Consider the following 15,352-nt stretch of genomic DNA (forward strand, 5'->3'; position numbering starts at 1 on the left):
GTAACCGTCAGCGGCTCAGGATCGCATACCGATCGCAATCGACGGTGTGGTCCATGACCATACCGCTGGCCTGCATGTAGGCATAACAGATGGTCGGGCCGACAAAGGTGAAACCGGCCTTTTTAAGTACCTTGCTCATTGCTTCGGCCTCGGCGGTAATCGCCGGGACTTCGCTGCGATCCTTGAAGTGATTGATCTTCGGTGTACCGCCGACAAACGACCAGAGCAGCGCGACCGGGTCTTCCAGCGCCAGCCAGGCCCGCGCATTGGTGCGCACGGCCTTGAGCTTGAGGCGGTTGCGGATGATGCTCGGATCGAGCATCAGCGTCTCTATTTCGGCATCGCTCAACTGCGCCAGGCGCTCGACGTCAAAGCCGTGCAGCACTTCGCGATAACGCGCCCGCCGCTTGAGAATCGTGATCCACGACAGCCCGGCCTGGAACCCTTCGAGCAAAAGCAACTCGAAGAGCTTCTGCGCATCGCGCAGCGGCACTCCCCACTCCTGATCGTGATAAGCGATGTACAGGGGGTCTTCGTTGCACCAAAAGCAGCGTGTCATAGGGCTCCCAAGGAGTGGACGTGCGGCCGAATCGGGTATACTCCCGCTCTTTGAATCGCAGCCCAGCACAGGTGAAATTTGTGAGCCAGCCTACGCCAGCCGTGCGTACCTTCCAAGACTTGATCCTCGCCCTCCAGCAATACTGGGCAGAACAAGGTTGCGTGGTACTTCAGCCCTACGATATGGAAGTAGGCGCCGGCACGTTCCACACTGCCACGTTTCTGCGCGCCGTAGGCCCGGAAACCTGGAACGCCGCTTACGTACAGCCAAGCCGTCGCCCGACTGACGGCCGCTACGGCGAAAACCCGAACCGCCTGCAGCACTATTACCAGTTTCAGGTGATTCTCAAGCCGAACCCGGACAACTTCCAGGAACTGTACCTGGGCTCGCTCAAGCACATCGGCCTCGATCCGCTAGTGCATGACGTGCGCTTCGTCGAAGACAACTGGGAATCGCCGACGCTGGGCGCCTGGGGTCTGGGCTGGGAGATCTGGCTCAACGGCATGGAAGTCTCGCAGTTCACCTACTTCCAGCAGGTCGGTGGCCTGGAGTGCTACCCGGTCACCGGCGAAATCACGTATGGCCTCGAGCGTCTGGCGATGTACCAGCAGGGCGTGGACTCGGTCTACGATCTGGTCTGGGCTGACGGTCCGTTCGGCAAAGTGACCTACGGCGACGTGTTCCACCAGAACGAGGTGGAGCAGTCGACCTACAACTTCGAACACGCCAACGTCGACAAACTGTTCGAGCTGTTCGACTTCTACGAAAGCGAAGCCGCACGCCTGATCGAGCTGGAGCTGCCATTGCCCGGCTACGAAATGGTCCTCAAGGCCTCGCACACCTTCAACCTGCTGGATGCCCGTCGCGCGATTTCCGTGACGGCGCGTCAGCAGTACATCCTGCGCGTACGCACATTGGCCCGTTCGGTGGCTCAGGCCTACCTGCAGGCCCGCGCCCGTCTCGGCTTCCCGATGGCGCCGCCCGATCTACGCGATGAAGTGTTGGCCAAGCTGGAGGCAGCGCAATGAGTGCTCAAGATTTTCTGGTCGAACTGGGCACAGAAGAACTGCCACCCAAGACCCTCGTCTCGCTGGCCGATGCGTTTCTCGCCGGTATTGAAAAAGGCATCACAGGCGCAGGTCTGACCTACAGCGCCAAGCAGGTCTACGCAGCACCGCGTCGTCTGGCCGTGCTGATTACCGCACTGGCCACGCAACAACCGGATCGCAGCGTCAACCTCGACGGCCCGCCGCGTCAAGCAGCGTTCGATGCCGACGGTAACCCGACTCAGGCCGCCCTGGGCTTCGCCAAGAAGTGCGGCGTCGACCTGAGCGAAATCGATCAGAGCGGTCCGAAACTGCGTTACAGCCAGACCATCCTCGGCAAGCCGACCACGTCCCTGTTGCCGACCATCGTCGAAGACTCGCTGAACGACCTGCCGATTGCCAAGCGCATGCGCTGGGGTGCTCGCAAGGAAGAGTTCGTGCGGCCGACCCAGTGGCTGGTGATGCTGTTCGGTGATCAGGTGGTGGACTGCACGATCCTCGCCCAGAGCGCGGGTCGTCATTCGCGCGGTCATCGCTTCCATCATCCGCAAGACGTGCGCATTTCTTCGCCTGCCGGTTACCTCAGTGACCTGCGCGCCGCTCATGTGCTGGCCGACTTCAACGAACGTCGGCAGATCATCAGCAAGCGCGTCGACGAGCTGGCCACCCAACAGGAAGGCACCGCCATCGTGCCGCCAAGCCTGCTGGACGAAGTGGCCGGTCTGGTCGAATGGCCGGTTCCGCTGGTGTGTTCATTCGAAGAGCGCTTCCTGGAAGTCCCTCAGGAAGCCTTGATTACCACCATGCAGGACAACCAGAAATACTTCTGCCTGCTGGATGTCGACGGCAAGCTGCTGCCGCGCTTCATCACCGTGGCCAACATCGAGAGCAAGGACCCGGCACAGATCATCGCCGGTAACGAGAAGGTGGTTCGTCCACGCCTGACCGACGCCGAGTTCTTCTTCAAGCAGGACAAGAAGCAGAAGCTGGAAACCTTCAACGATCGCCTGAAGAACGTCGTGTTCCAGGCGCAGTTGGGCAGCGTGTTCGACAAGGCCGAGCGTGTGTCGAAACTGGCCGCTTACATCGCTCCCCGCATCGGCGGCGACGCCCAGCGTGCTGCGCGGGCCGGTCTGCTGTCCAAGTGCGACCTGTCGAGCGAGATGGTCGGCGAGTTTCCGGAAATGCAGGGCATTGCCGGTTACTACTACGCCAAGGCCGACGGCGAGCCTGAAGATGTCGCACTGGCGCTCAATGAGCAGTACATGCCGCGTGGCGCGGGTGCCGAACTGCCAACCACACTGACCGGTGCTGCGGTGGCAATTGCCGACAAGCTCGACACGCTGGTTGGCATCTTCGGGATCGGCATGCTGCCTACCGGCAGCAAGGACCCCTATGCATTGCGTCGTGCGGCACTGGGCATCCTGCGTATCCTGATCGAGAAGAAGCTCGACCTGAACCTGATCGAAACGGTGAAGTTCGCCGTCACGCAGTTCGGCGCGAAGATCAAGCCAGCCGGTCTGGCGGAACAGGTGCTCGACTTCATCTTCGATCGTCTGCGTGCGCGCTATGAAGACGAAGGCGTCGACGTGGCGGTGTACCTTTCGGTGCGTGCCCTGCAACCGGCTTCGGCGCTGGATTTCGATCAACGCGTCCAGGCAGTCCAGGCCTTCCGCAAACTGCCACAGGCCGCAGCACTGGCCGCAGTGAACAAACGTGTATCGAACCTCTTGAGCAAGGCCGAGGGCAGCATTGCCCAGACCGTCGAGCCCAAGTATTTCGACAACGCCAACGAGTTCTCGCTGTACTCGGCCATCCAGCAGGCCGATCACGCGATCCAGCCGATGGCTGCCGAGCGTCAGTACAGCGAATCGCTGGCGCGTCTGGCGATGTTGCGTGAGCCGGTCGATGCGTTCTTCGAAGCCGTGATGGTCAACGCGGAAGACGCCAACGTGCGTGCCAACCGTTATGCCCTGTTGTCGCGTTTGCGCGGCCTGTTCCTCGGCGTCGCCGACATCTCGCTGCTGGGCTGACAAGGAGTCGCTGTGAAACTGCTGATACTTGACCGGGATGGCGTGATCAATCATGACTCCGACGCTTACATAAAGTCGGTGGCGGAGTGGCTGCCCATTCCTGGCTCGATCGAAGCTATCGCAGCGCTGAGCAAGGCCGGCTGGACGGTGGCCGTTGCCACCAACCAGTCCGGCATTGCCCGAGGTTATTATGATCTGGCCACTCTGGATGCCATGCACGTGCGCTTGCGCAAGCTGGTGGCAGAGCAGGGCGGCGAGGTCGGTTTGATCGTCTATTGCCCGCATGGGCCAGACGATGGCTGTACCTGCCGCAAGCCCAGACCCGGGATGCTGCAGGCTATCGCCCGTCATTACACCGTGGACCTCAAAGGTCTCTGGTTCGTGGGCGACAGCAAAGGTGACCTGCAGGCCGCACAAGCCGTCGATTCTCAGCCTGTGCTGGTGATGACCGGCAAAGGCCGCAAGACGATGGAAGGCGGAGTGCCGGCAGGCACGTTGATTTTTGACGATCTGGCGGCAGTTGCCGCAGAACTTATCCACAACAGCGCTCACTGAACAGTCAGCTCTTCAGGTTCAGGACGCTCAAGGAGCGGGCACCTGCCCGTACGGTAAACGTAACTATGTCGATCATGCAGGCAATCAGGACCTTCTTCTTCTACCTGTTGCTGGGCACCAGCTCGCTGTTGTGGTGCACGTTGAGTTTTTTCATTGCGCCTTTTCTGCCGTTCAAAGCCCGCTATCGCTTCATTAACGTCTATTGGTGCCGCTGCGCCATCTGGCTGACCAAGGTGTTCCTGAACATCAAGGTAGAAGTGACTGGCGCCGAAAACGTACCGAAAACCCCCTGCGTGATCATCTCCAACCACCAGAGCACCTGGGAGACGTTCTTTCTATCGGCGTATTTCGAGCCGATGAGCCAGGTCCTCAAGCGTGAACTGCTGTATGTGCCGTTCTTTGGCTGGGCGATGGCAATGCTGCGCCCGATCGCCATTGACCGCGAAAACCCGAAAGCCGCACTCAGGGAGATTGCCAAGAAGGGCGACGAGTTGCTCAAGGATGGCGTCTGGGTATTGATCTTCCCGGAGGGCACACGCGTGCCTTACGGCCAGGTCGGCAAATTCTCTCGCGGCGGTACTGCACTGGCAGTGAACGCTGATCTGCCTGTGCTGCCGGTCGCGCACAACGCAGGCAAGTACTGGCCTCGCGACGGCTGGGCGAAAAAGCCAGGCACCATTCAAGTGGTGATCGGCGAGCCGATGTACGCAGAGGGCTCAGGCCCACGTGCCATCGCTGCGTTGAATGAGCGCGTTCAGACCTGGAATGAGGATACGCAACGGGCGATGGGCTCGCCTGCTGTACCTGTTGCAACTCCCGAAAAAGTCCCGGCGTGATTTTGTGGATAACCTGTGTACGGTTTTTTTGAAACCGCGCAAAAAGACGATCTAACCTGCTAATTCATATACATATTTTTTCAGGCTATAAAAACCGGAAAAACGTGCATAAGTTTTGATGATGTATCAGAAACCGACCTTTAAAAGGTCGGTTTTTTATGCGCAACGCGTCGGTGAAGCCTCAAGCCGATATTGCCGTGCAGGCACTCCGAAGCGCTGGCGGAAGACTCTGCTGAAGTAAGCGACATCACTGAATCCCCAACGCCAGGCGATCTCACTGATCTGTCGATTGGCGAGTAATGGCTCGCGCAGGTCACTGGCGCAGCGTTGCAACCGAGAGGCCAGCAGGTAACGTCCGAACGAGGTCTGTTCATCCTGAAACAAGCTGCTGATATAGCGCGTACTGACTCCGAACCGGACGCTGACACTGGCCAGAGACAGTTTTGTATCTGCCAGGTTGGCCTGGATATGATCCTTGATGCGCAGCAGCAAGCCACAGCGTCTTGAACCTTGTGCCTGCCCTTCGACCCGTTCGGACAACGCCATTGCTAGCAAGTCCAGCCCTTGTTCGGTTATCCGCGCCTGTTGTGATTCGCCTACCCGGTTCTCGAGTGCAGCCAGGCCGGTAAAAAAGTCGAAGACCAGTCCATTGAGCGGGTCATCGCGAGACAGTGATAACGCAGTCAGATACTCCAGATTACACAGACGCTGCTGCAGGCTGTTGCGCGGGATTTGCACCACAGTCTGTCTGAATGCACTGTCGAAGTGCAGCCGGTAGGGGCGACGAGTGTCGTAGATGGCAAAGTCGCCGACCTCCAATAGCGCTTCGCGCCCCTCTTGAGAAACCTGCGCCCGGCCTTCAAGCGCCAGACTCACCAATACGAACTCGTCGTCACTACGCGAAATACTCGAGGTATCTCGGACGACTGTCTGACTGCAGGCCTGCACCTCTACCAAGGCCAGTCCTGCAATGCTGTGCGAGCGCAAACGACCGTGGAAATTTTGTCGATCCGAGAAGGCACATTCCAGCGGCACGAAGGTACTGCACACCACTTCCTGCCAGAACTCTGCTCGTTCCTGCACAGCAATACTGTTGGTGTCGAAATAAATGCTCATCGCGTTCAACCTGCATTTCGATGCGTCAAGCCAACCGCCATGCAAGTCTGAAACCATTCCTGTCGGCCTGCCCGTTCCAGTCAAAAAGCCGTTCCTTTTCGTCCTAATACAGTCGCCAGAAAAGCCCATAGCCTGTGGCCATCCAACAGCCACATGAGTTTTTGACGATGAAAGAGCCCTTGAAAGTCGCCTGTGTACAGGCCGCGCCGGTATTTCTGGATCTGGACGCCACCGTAGACAAGACCATCGCCCTGATGGAGCAGGCGGCAGCCGCCGGAGCCGGTCTGATTGCATTCCCCGAAACGTGGATTCCGGGCTATCCGTGGTTTTTGTGGCTGGACGCACCGGCCTGGAACATGCCACTGGTGCAGCGCTATCACCAGCAGTCTCTTGTACTGGACAGCCCCCAGGCCCGGCGTATCAGCGATGCGGCTCGCCATCTCGGTCTCTATGTGGTGCTGGGTTACAGCGAGCGACACAAAGCGTCGCTGTATATCGGTCAGTGGATCATCGACGATCGCGGTGAAACGGTTGGCGTGCGTCGCAAGCTCAAAGCTACCCATGTAGAACGTACGATGTTCGGCGAAGGCGACGGCGCCTCATTGCGTACGTTTGAAACACCTGTCGGCGTTCTGGGCGCGCTTTGCTGCTGGGAGCACCTGCAACCGCTTTCCAAGTACGCCATGTATGCGCAGAACGAACAGATCCACGTCGCCGCCTGGCCGAGCTTCAGCCTGTACCGCAATGCCACAAGCGCCTTGGGGCCTGAGGTCAATACTGCGGCTTCGCGGGTTTATGCCGCAGAGGGGCAGTGCTTCGTCCTCGCACCCTGTGCAATCGTTTCCTCTGAAATGATCGAGATGCTCTGCGACAGTGACGCCAAGCGCAGCCTGTTGCAGGCCGGTGGCGGGCACGCACGCATTTTCGGTCCGGACGGAAGTGATCTGGCAACTCCGCTGGGCGAACATGAGGAAGGCCTGCTCTACGCAACACTTGATCCAGCCGCATTGACCTTCGCCAAGGTAGCAGCCGACCCGACTGGACATTACTCACGTCCCGACGTCACCCGTCTGATGTTTAATCCGAATCCCACCCCATGTGTAGTCGATCTACCAGGCCTGCCGATCAGCAGCGAGTGCATCGAATTGCTTCAGCCTGACATCGCGCTGGAGGTGTGACATGCATTCAGCCATTCCTGAACATCTGCGCAAGCCGCGTAAGCTGAACAGCAATCTGCCCGAGGGGTATCAACCACCTTTTCCTGCATGGTCCGCGCGTTTCGATCCGCTGGCAGGGCAGGTGGTGATGGCTTATTTCGGCGTCCAGTCCTTGCATCCGGTAGGTCTGCCAGAACTGGCAGCGATAACCACTCGGTTCGATAGCGATTCAGGACCGCGGTATTGGGACAGCGCACATTGCGTGGACGCCGATGGTTTCCATACCTGCATAGCCATCGCTTACTGGCACGACGTGGACACTTTCAATCAGTGGCGCAACAGCTCGGGTTTCGCGCACTGGTGGCAAGACCCGGCTCGTGAAACCGGGCCACTGGGATGGTTCCTCGAGGTCGTCTGCCCGAGTGCCGAGCGTTTCGAAACATTGTTTTCCGCGCCGGATGTACCTGAAGGCGTTACGCATCTGGCCAGTCACATGAGTGAACCTATTCAGGAACACGCGTACTGGGGCAGTTCCCGCGATCGTATCCCTTTGGCCCAGACCGATGCACTGATAGGCAGCAGCAATCCTTCCAGGGCGAACGCGCTGTGCGTCGGCAGGGTGCGTATGTCAGGGCGCGATAACCTGTGCCTGATTCGATCCGGACAGGACTGGAGCAGCACCACCGGACAGGAACGCGATATGTATCTGAACGACATACAACCCGTGCTACAGCGCGGCATGACGTTTCTGCGCGACGAAGGCGCCACTGTCGGCTGCCTGAGCTGTCGCTTCATGCAAGCGCTGGACAGCGACACCGGCGAACCCTTGGAGAAGAGTTTTGGCCTCGCCTGGTTCGATGACCTGAGTAACCTGGAGCGCTGGGCAAAGACTCATCCCACTCATGTGGCGATCTTCGGCGGCTTCATGCAGTACGTACAGATCCTTAACTTTCAGGTCCAGTTGCGCCTCTACCACGAGATCGCAGTGATCCCCAGTGAGGCCCAGTATTTCGAATACCTCAACTGCCATCCCGGCAGTGGCTTGCTCAGCCGCTGATACGCATCATCCTTGAGGAAGCAGATCATGCAACGACTCACCCTGATTACCCGTTCAGCGCTGGCCATCTCTACCTTGCCGTGTTGGTCGACCACCACTCATGCGCTGGAAATCACCGCAGGCGATTATGAGCCGCTACCTGCCGGCATGAACGCTTTGCTGGTTTATGCACAGCATGCCGAAAGCTCGGACTTCTACAGCAACGGTCACAAGGTCTCGGACGATTTTCGGCTCAAGACCGATGTCAGCCTGCTTCGCTATATCCACTCGTTTGCGCTGGGCGACAACGCGGTGATAGAGCCGCAGTTCATCCTGCCTTATGGACATCTGAAGGCTGGTGGTGAGGCAAGCGCACTTGGCCAGACTACCGGCACCGGTGATCTGATTCTAGGCGCACCGGTAAAGTGGACCTTGGCCACCGACAATAAGGATGTCTTTTCCTTGGCGCCTTACCTTTATCTGCCTACCGGCAGTTACGAAAACGACGACGCACTCAATCTGGGTGAAAACCGCTGGCGGCTCTTGCTGCAAGCCGCCTATATCCACCATTTCAATGCAAGATGGGCGCTGGACACCGCTGCGGATGTGTCATGGTTCAGCCATAACCATGATTACGGTCCAGGCAGTAATACACTGGAACAGAAGGCCCGTTACGAATACCAGGCTTACCTGAGCTACAACCTTTCGCCGCAAACCCGGTTTGCCGTGGGTGGGGGTTATATCGATGGCGGTGAAAACCGGGTGGGTGGCGTCAGCCAGGATGATCGGCTGAGCACTGCCTATCTGCGTTTGAGTGCTACTCATATGCTGACCCCGACGATTCAGGTCCAGGCCGTACTCGGCAAGGATCTGGAAGTGGAGGAGGGGTTCCGGGAGAAGGCACGTTTGAATCTGCGACTGGCGAAACTGTTTTAGAGCACGAACAAAAACCCCGGCTTTCGCCGGGGTTGATGTTTGCTCATACGCTCATGTCGGCGGGCAACATGAATGTCATCCGTCACGCTATAAAAATCAATGACTTAAGAACGAATTGGGCAAGATTAATGACATGAACGCGTCAAACAAGATGTCATCTTCCGTCAAACGAGCGCAACTTATTGTCATTTTCCGCAAGCCAGAAGAACTGCGCGCTGACCGCACTACATCTCCGCGACGCCGCCCCACTTAAAGAGAGTTCAATGCGCAACCCAGATTGACAAATTGGCAATTTCCCTAAGGTTACAGGGATTCCAGCCAGCATGGAACAGGCATTTTTCTCGCCGACTGCTGACAGGATTTTTAGTCCATATCAGTCTTATGAAAGCATCGCAGTTGAGCAGGAGGAGTCAGCAAACCTGTACCCCATAGCCTTGTAACCCACCTAGCGTCTGCTCCATGCCTTGTCACCATCAGGTCATAAAGCAACGCTAGGCTGAATAGAATGGGCCAGAATTTTCTGGTCTAGAGGAGGCCTGCCTTGTCCTCTCCGTCAATGAGAAAAAGACCAGAAGACTGCTCCGACGGCTTGATAGCGGCTGCGGAATACGTTCGCATGTCGACTGATCACCAACGCTATTCCACCGAAAACCAATCGGCTTCCATTCATGCTTATGCCCTGAGCCATGGCATGGACATCGTAAAAACCTATCGCGATGAAGGCAAAAGCGGCCTAGATATCGGGGGCCGCGATGCTCTGCGTAGGTTGCTCGATGACGTCCAAGCGGGAAATATTCAGTTTCAAGTCATTCTGGTTTATGACGTCAGTCGCTGGGGGCGTTTTCAGAACACTGACGAGAGCGCGCATTATGAATACCTCTGTACCAGCTCCGGCATTCAGGTCGTGTATTGCGCCGAGCCCTTCGAGAACGATGGTTCTCCTATGGCAACGATTTATAAAGGCATCAAGCGATCAATGGCAGGGGAGTACAGTCGCGAACTCTCTCAGAAAGTTTTCGCTGGTCAATGCCGCCTTGTGGAAAAGGGTTTCCATCAGGGCGGGCCCGCAGGGTATGGACTGCGCCGCGCCCTGATTGATGAGAAAAATGAGTTCAAGGCAGAACTGTCGCGGGGGCAGCAAAAAAGCATTCAGACGGACAGGGTCATCCTAATTCCTGGGCCTGAGGCTGAAATTGTAGTCGTTCAAAACATCTACCACCAATTCATCCACAGCGGGATGAACGAACGGGAAATTGCTGACGCACTGAATGCTGACGGTGTGCTCACCGACTTTGATCGTCCTTGGAGTCGGGGCAGCGTCCACGAGGTGCTGACCAATGAGAAATATATTGGCAACAACGTATACAACAAAACATCCTCCAAGCTACGCAAACGTATCAGCCGCAACCCGCCCGACAAGTGGATTCGCTGTGATGGCGCATTTCAAGGAATTATTTCACCAGAGGTGTTTACCTGCGCTCGCGAAATCATCCTGCAGCGTTCACACCGCCTAGATGACGCACAAATGCTAGAGCTGCTCCGTGCCTTACTTCAAAAGGCAGGATCATTATCTGGGATGCTCATTGACGAGCAGGACAACATGCCCTCCAGCACTGTTTACATAAGTCGTTTTGGCGGACTTTTACGGGCCTATACACTCATCGGTTACGCACCAGACCGAGACTACCGATATTTAGATATCAATCGGTCTCTACGGCAACTGCATCCGCAGGTTTTTGAAGCCGTAATAAAACACTTGGAAAACGCTGGAGCGAGTGTAGAAATCAGTACTCAGAATGACGTATTAACAATTAACGATGAATGGACGGCATCTGTAGTTATCGCCCGCTGTCACTCAACTCCGGCAGGAACTCTTCGATGGAAACTGAGATTCGACATTAGCCTGGCCCCAGATATCACCATTGCTGTGCGCATGGAGCAAGCAAACCTTCAAGTCCGGGACTACTACCTCGTTCCACTTATAGACATGGGCGCCTGGCCACAGAAAATGGCCGAAGAAAACAGCCCATTGATAGACAGCTACTGCTTCGCAACGCTGGATGTACTTGATGGGCTTGCTGCCCGTTGCTCTCTGAAGGAGGCTTGTCGATGACCGTCCCCTCAACCGCGCGCGACCGTATCGCACTTATACCTATCGCAGAAATTCACATACTTAACCCGCGAACGAGAAACAAGAAAATCCACTTCGAGCTTATCGAAAACATCAAAGCAGTAGGACTCAAACGCCCGATTACTCTCAGTCGCAAAGTCTCACCTCAGGGGCCTTTCAACTATGACCTTGTATGCGGACAAGGTCGTTTAGAAGCATTTCTTGCTCTGGAGGCCACTGAGATTCCAGCGTTCGTGATCGAAGCGCCGGAAGAAGATTGTCTTGTCATGAGTTTGGTGGAAAACGTCGCTCGAAGGCAGCACCGTCCGATCGACCTCATGAATGAAGTGGGACGCCTGAAAGGCCGAGGCAAGACAGATGCGGAAATCGCAACCATAATTGGCAGTACATCCTCATGGGTCAACATGATTGTTGGTCTGATTGAGCGGGGTGAAGAAAAACTCTTATCGGCGGTTGAAACCGGGCTGATCCCATTGAGCATGGCGACAGATATAGCCCGGAGCAGCGAAAGTGATATTCAGGATTTACTCACCGACGCTTACGAACGAGGGATCAGAGGAAAGAAAATCACCAAACTACGGCACCTGCTGGAGCTCCGGGCCAAGAAGGACAAGCTTGTACGCGGTAACCCCTTGGGTGTTAGCCAAAATAAGAAAAAAAGGCTTACCCCAACTGACTTGAGACATTTGTTTGAGCGGGAAGCTGAGCGCCAGCGCTTAATGGTGAAAAAGGCGGCATTTACTCACGACCGCGTTGTTTTCTCAATCCAAGCTATAAAAGAGCTTTTGGCCGTCAGTGATTTCGAAAAGCTACTTTCTACAGAACACCTAGATTCGATGCCAAAGCTGATACAGGCTCGGCTATGGAATGGAGGAGGCTTGTGATGTCTAACCGAAAATTAAGCCCTGATAAAATACGGCCAATACATGTTCCGAACAATGCTTTCCTGGACGAATGCGTTCGAGTCGAAATCATTAATATTCTGCCGCTTAAGGTCTTACGTCCTGCGGTCAAAGGGAGTACTAAGTATCATCAAATTCTTGCCTCTATCCAAGATGTAGGACTAGTGGAGCCGCCAGCTGTCACACCTGCACCGGGCACCAGTGGACAATATTTTCTGCTCGATGGCCATCTGCGTATTGAAGTGCTGAAAGATTTAGGCGAGCTGAAAGTAGATTGCTTGGTAGCAACCGACGATGACACTTACTCATACAATAAACGTACTAACCGATTATCCGCTGTCCAAAGTAACAAAATGATCGTACGAGCAATGGAACGAGGTGTGTCAGCCGAAAGACTTGGTAAAGCCCTCGGGCTATCACCGCAAACCATCAGGCAGAGATTTCGCCTGCTGAATGGTATTTGTGCAGAGGTCGTAACCCTTTTGGGAGACACAGACTGCCCGGCCAACGTATTTAACCTTTTACGGCAGATGAAACCCTTAAGGCAAATCGAAGCAGCAGAACTGATGATTGGGAACAAAAACCTATCGGTTCTCCTTGCTAAAGCACTATTAGCAGCCACACCACCCGCCCAGCTCGTGATGATAAAAAAGCCTCCTCAAGATCATCAGGTTTCTGCGGAGTCCATGGCACGCTTGGAGCGAGAGCTAGCTGCCTTGCAGATGCAGATCAAGACAGTCGAAGAGGACTATGGGCCTGATGTCCTTCATTTGACGGTTATAAAAGGCTACCTGACCAAGCTTCTCGCCAACGCTGCCGTCGTGCGGTGGTTAGCTCGGCACCAACCAGAGTACCTGAAAGAATTCCAGTCGATTGCCGAGTTGACCGAACTGCCTTGGGCAGACAACGGGCCCGAGGATGATCCACAGAGCACCGCTGCCGAGGGTTGATGGTGCCAACCGGATGTATCCAGATGCTATTCGTATTCGACATACCTCGTTGGAGGGACATTGGATCATCCAATGGCGAATAGGCGCACGTCATAATATGGAACCCGAGATTCCGTCTTAGAATTATGGCTCACGAATAATTATTGGATTTTAATAATTCGGCATAAAACCTTTGGCCTCGGCCAGACAGATCGTTTGAAGGAACACGCAAGCGGCTCATAAGACACAGAGCCATATGAAGCATCCTCAGCCACTACCCGCTCTACGGCTAACTATAGGTGGGTTGGCCCGTTGATCCGCTGCATGCCACCAGGTAATGAGAAAGACGCAGTTCGCGTCCCGTGAACCGGGTTACCGTCAATTCTTCGCAAGGGCTGCCCCGTCCGTGCTGTTGTAGGCACCAGGCATCATTAATTTGAAAGAATGATTGTCACTGCAACCGCTCTGGCGTCAGATGAATGCCCTTAGAACGAAGCCTGAGGAAAGTCTGCAGCGACTGTCGGCCACCCTCACGATGAAAACTGGCAATCACATAGAAGCTTCCGCTGACTGTCCGCAGTGCCCAAAACGAGCCATAGCGGTCTGCATGGAGAATGTCAGAGGTTCGTAACCTGTGACCGTCTTGGAAATATCCTACTCGACTTGCCTTCACATGCCGGTACATTACGCCATATCCGCAGCAGGACACGATGATGACATCGGTAAGAAAAGCGGTAACCAGCTCAGGAAAATAGCAGCTATAAGCCCGAGCCAGGCGGTTTCTGGAGTAGCTGGAAAGGCTATTCACTGGAACCTCTCCTCGATTAAACCGTTACTACTAAACCAGCATCGAAACCGGTATCTTCATTTGGATATCCACGCGGATTGCATACCACTCTGGTGTCTTCAACGTCATAGTCCACGGCTGTGTGTGAATGCCCATGTACCCACAAATTGGCCCGATCGCGACCCAAGAGATGATCCCAACGATTTGCATAGGCAGCGTCCATATGACCACCAGCATGCGGGTTGTCCTGAAGGGATCGTAGCGAAGGAGCATGGTGTGTGATCACCACCGTCGCGCCGTCGTATGACTCTTCCAGTCTCGCTCCTAACCAATCTCGCGCATTCACAGACCTCTCAACCAAGTCGCTTGGCCGAATACGCCGGTAGTTTTCGGTGCGGATCTGCCGAAAATCATTCATTAGATTTTGGGCGCTCATGGATGCCAGTGGAGCGTTGCCGGTAGCTGAGAAATCTGTCCACGCTGTGGCACCCAGAAAGCGGACGCCTTCTATGACGACCTGTTCGAGATCAAGAATCTGGACATGACTGTCACATGCCAAGCGCATTTTCTCCAGCGTCTTGGTGAGATGACCACCGTAGTACTCGTGATTGCCAGGCACATACAGCACAGGGCAGGTGAAAGCTTTACCGGCCCAAACAACACCACGGGTTTTGATATCAATATCGCCGGCCAGGATCACCAAATCCACATCGAGTTTTGACGGTAGGTAGGGATCAAACTCGTTGTGTAAATCGGAGAGCAGGTGAATGCGCATCGTCTTTTCCTCAAACGGTCACTGAGTGGTGGGGCGTCTGGACATGGGCAAACTTGTCGATGATCACCCTTCAACTCGGTCAGCTAGATAGGCCCCGAGCAATTTCATATAGCTCTAGAGGACGCGCTCTAGGACATCAGGCGCTGAAACCTTGCGCATCCCATCGCCTAGCAGCACGTAAACCGTGCGGCACGTCTTGAAGAGAAACCCATCTTGGAAAACGTGTAGCGGTGAGGTTCGAACAAAGTCACCACACCTCCACTGATCGGAACTGTCATGTATGACTGTATGGGCATATAAAATCACGGGCTGACAACGGGCTTCTTGCAGATCTGCTCGCTGCACATCGCTAACATCCAAATCGACCCACACCCAATCCCGGACTAAGCAAAAAGGCGCCTGCGGACAATGTTGCCGCACATACGCAATCGCCTCATCGTTCTTCATTTCGGAACCAGACATTGGCTGGCCTGGCCCATAAAGCAGTTCAACCACATCACTGGGGTAATGCATTTCAGACTCTCCATGCGCCAGCTGGCGCCGGTTAAATTGTC

Annotated in this window: 14 protein-coding genes; 10 read left to right on the forward strand and 4 right to left on the reverse strand. The window is 55.5% G+C overall.

Annotated elements, in window-relative coordinates; all coding sequences use genetic code 11:
• Positions 1-7: 7 nt before the first annotated feature.
• Positions 8-559 carry a DNA-3-methyladenine glycosylase I gene (locus ACW55A_RS17620; protein ID WP_455809420.1) on the reverse strand — a complete coding sequence of 184 codons (552 nt, stop codon included), beginning with the start codon at positions 557-559 and terminating at the stop codon, positions 8-10.
• Between the two features lie 80 nt (positions 560-639).
• Between ACW55A_RS17620 and glyQ the strand changes: the two genes are divergently transcribed.
• The 4 genes from glyQ (at position 640) to ACW55A_RS17640 (ending at position 5,029) form a co-directional block, all read left to right on the forward strand.
• Positions 640-1,587 carry a glycine--tRNA ligase subunit alpha gene (gene glyQ, locus ACW55A_RS17625; protein WP_002551326.1) on the forward strand — a complete coding sequence of 316 codons (948 nt, stop codon included), beginning with the start codon at positions 640-642 and terminating at the stop codon, positions 1,585-1,587.
• Positions 1,584-3,638, forward strand: coding sequence for a glycine--tRNA ligase subunit beta (glyS, locus tag ACW55A_RS17630; protein ID WP_003432731.1), 2,055 nt, complete (start codon positions 1,584-1,586; stop codon positions 3,636-3,638). The genes glyQ and glyS overlap by 4 nt, the downstream gene beginning before the upstream one ends.
• Before the next feature lie 12 nt (positions 3,639-3,650).
• The gene (gene gmhB / locus ACW55A_RS17635; RefSeq protein ID WP_003367814.1) at positions 3,651-4,193 is read left to right on the forward strand and encodes a D-glycero-beta-D-manno-heptose 1,7-bisphosphate 7-phosphatase; all 543 of its coding nucleotides are present in this window, start codon (positions 3,651-3,653) and stop codon (positions 4,191-4,193) included.
• Between the two features lie 65 nt (positions 4,194-4,258).
• Positions 4,259-5,029, forward strand: a complete 771-nt coding sequence (locus ACW55A_RS17640) for a lysophospholipid acyltransferase family protein (protein WP_044309641.1) — start codon at positions 4,259-4,261, stop codon at positions 5,027-5,029.
• Between the two features lie 156 nt (positions 5,030-5,185).
• On the opposite strand, the gene ACW55A_RS17645 is transcribed toward ACW55A_RS17640, so the two are convergent.
• Positions 5,186-6,145 (reverse strand): AraC-like ligand-binding domain-containing protein, encoded by a 960-nt coding sequence (locus ACW55A_RS17645; RefSeq protein ID WP_498811450.1) that lies wholly within the window; start codon positions 6,143-6,145, stop codon positions 5,186-5,188.
• Between the two features lie 167 nt (positions 6,146-6,312).
• On the opposite strand from ACW55A_RS17645, the gene ACW55A_RS17650 reads away from it, so the two are divergent.
• From ACW55A_RS17650 to ACW55A_RS17675, 6 genes are all read left to right on the forward strand, one after another.
• Entirely contained in the window at positions 6,313-7,323 is a 1,011-nt protein-coding gene (locus ACW55A_RS17650; protein ID WP_498811451.1) for a nitrilase, read from the forward strand.
• Between the two features lies 1 nt (position 7,324).
• Entirely contained in the window at positions 7,325-8,359 is a 1,035-nt protein-coding gene (locus tag ACW55A_RS17655) for a phenylacetaldoxime dehydratase family protein (RefSeq protein WP_455809427.1), read from the forward strand.
• Between the two features lie 27 nt (positions 8,360-8,386).
• On the forward strand, positions 8,387-9,274 hold the full coding sequence (locus tag ACW55A_RS17660) for a transporter (protein WP_455809429.1): 888 nt from the start codon (positions 8,387-8,389) through the stop codon (positions 9,272-9,274).
• Positions 9,275-9,830: 556 nt separating this feature from the next.
• Entirely contained in the window at positions 9,831-11,387 is a 1,557-nt protein-coding gene (locus ACW55A_RS17665) for a recombinase family protein (RefSeq protein WP_080891697.1), read from the forward strand.
• Positions 11,384-12,289 carry a plasmid partitioning protein RepB C-terminal domain-containing protein gene (locus ACW55A_RS17670; RefSeq protein ID WP_024420312.1) on the forward strand — a complete coding sequence of 302 codons (906 nt, stop codon included), beginning with the start codon at positions 11,384-11,386 and terminating at the stop codon, positions 12,287-12,289. The genes ACW55A_RS17665 and ACW55A_RS17670 overlap by 4 nt, the downstream gene beginning before the upstream one ends.
• Entirely contained in the window at positions 12,289-13,257 is a 969-nt protein-coding gene (locus ACW55A_RS17675; RefSeq protein ID WP_498811452.1) for a plasmid partitioning protein RepB C-terminal domain-containing protein, read from the forward strand. The genes ACW55A_RS17670 and ACW55A_RS17675 overlap by 1 nt, the downstream gene beginning before the upstream one ends.
• 803 nt (positions 13,258-14,060) lie before the next feature.
• On the opposite strand, the gene ACW55A_RS17680 is transcribed toward ACW55A_RS17675, so the two are convergent.
• On the reverse strand, positions 14,061-14,798 hold the full coding sequence (locus ACW55A_RS17680; RefSeq protein WP_498811453.1) for a metallophosphoesterase: 738 nt from the start codon (positions 14,796-14,798) through the stop codon (positions 14,061-14,063).
• A gap of 114 nt (positions 14,799-14,912) precedes the next feature.
• Positions 14,913-15,311, reverse strand: a complete 399-nt coding sequence (locus ACW55A_RS17685) for a DUF6957 family protein (RefSeq protein ID WP_498811454.1) — start codon at positions 15,309-15,311, stop codon at positions 14,913-14,915.
• Positions 15,312-15,352: the final 41 nt, after the last annotated feature.

This window comes from Plantibacter cousiniae (nom. nud.) (assembly GCF_977070315.1).

Bases quoted from the DNA above. Each gene is read 5' to 3' on its own strand.
- ACW55A_RS17620 (WP_455809420.1), bottom strand. From the start codon at position 559: ATGACACGCTGCTTTTGGTGCAACGAAGACCCCCTGTACATCGCTTAT.
- glyS (WP_003432731.1), top strand. From the start codon at position 1,584: ATGAGTGCTCAAGATTTTCTGGTCGAACTGGGCACAGAAGAACTGCCA.
- ACW55A_RS17640 (WP_044309641.1), top strand. From the start codon at position 4,259: ATGTCGATCATGCAGGCAATCAGGACCTTCTTCTTCTACCTGTTGCTG.
- ACW55A_RS17645 (WP_498811450.1), bottom strand. From the start codon at position 6,145: ATGAGCATTTATTTCGACACCAACAGTATTGCTGTGCAGGAACGAGCA.
- ACW55A_RS17650 (WP_498811451.1), top strand. From the start codon at position 6,313: ATGAAAGAGCCCTTGAAAGTCGCCTGTGTACAGGCCGCGCCGGTATTT.
- ACW55A_RS17655 (WP_455809427.1), top strand. From the start codon at position 7,325: ATGCATTCAGCCATTCCTGAACATCTGCGCAAGCCGCGTAAGCTGAAC.
- ACW55A_RS17660 (WP_455809429.1), top strand. From the start codon at position 8,387: ATGCAACGACTCACCCTGATTACCCGTTCAGCGCTGGCCATCTCTACC.
- ACW55A_RS17665 (WP_080891697.1), top strand. From the start codon at position 9,831: ATGAGAAAAAGACCAGAAGACTGCTCCGACGGCTTGATAGCGGCTGCG.
- ACW55A_RS17670 (WP_024420312.1), top strand. From the start codon at position 11,384: ATGACCGTCCCCTCAACCGCGCGCGACCGTATCGCACTTATACCTATC.
- ACW55A_RS17675 (WP_498811452.1), top strand. From the start codon at position 12,289: ATGTCTAACCGAAAATTAAGCCCTGATAAAATACGGCCAATACATGTT.
- ACW55A_RS17680 (WP_498811453.1), bottom strand. From the start codon at position 14,798: ATGCGCATTCACCTGCTCTCCGATTTACACAACGAGTTTGATCCCTAC.
- ACW55A_RS17685 (WP_498811454.1), bottom strand. From the start codon at position 15,311: ATGCATTACCCCAGTGATGTGGTTGAACTGCTTTATGGGCCAGGCCAG.